Origin of the sequence: Actinomyces sp. S6-Spd3 (assembly GCF_000758755.1) — a bacterium.
GTDB lineage: Bacteria > Actinomycetota > Actinomycetes > Actinomycetales > Actinomycetaceae > Pauljensenia.
Genome location: NZ_JRMV01000091.1, coordinates 1 through 646 on the forward strand (window position 1 = coordinate 1; position 646 = coordinate 646).

Sequence of the window (646 nt, forward strand, 5' to 3'; positions counted from 1 at the left end):
GATAATGTCATCAGCGGGATACACCCACTCTTGTTCCGCTTTTGTTGCCTTACCGCTGAACTGGGAGAAGTAAACCATTCCTCCCAATGTTGCGGCGCCGGCAACGCCGGCAGCTTTTAATAACTTCTTCGTCTTTGAAGAGGCCAAATTAATCACCTGCTATTTACTGTGTAAACTTCGACAAAATTTGTGCCAAAGATTTGATGGGTCGTATTACAAATTAGCATTGAGCTACGTTACAAAACCTCAACATCACCTGCAATTTCGTTCAGCTTTATGCGGATTTGCTGAACAAATTTTGAGTTCAAAATTTAGAACTGGCGCAGCGATAAACTTTGAGTGGATTTTACTTATGTGATCCACATCATCCCAACACAGTTATTAAGAAAGTCAGAAAGATGGATTCCCTATTCCTATGGGAGGTCGGACCTCTTCGCGTCTGGGTCATCTGGATAGTAGTTTTTGTCGCGCAAATCGCCATTGCCGAAATCAACAGGCGATGGAACTGGACAATTTTTGCGCTGTGGACAGTAGGCGGCGTCCTTATGATGCCCTACGCTGCAATCGTCGGTGAACCAGTTTTTGGCTGGTTCCCCTTTGGCAAATACGTCCTCATGGTCCTCACCGCAACTATGACAGGAACACT

1 pseudogene is annotated in these 646 nt (G+C 45.2%); it reads left to right on the forward strand.

Going from position 1 to position 646, the window contains the following annotated elements:
* Positions 1-398 precede the first annotated feature (398 nt).
* A pseudogene (locus tag HMPREF1627_RS00545) lies at positions 399-646 on the forward strand (hypothetical protein); the annotation flags it as partial.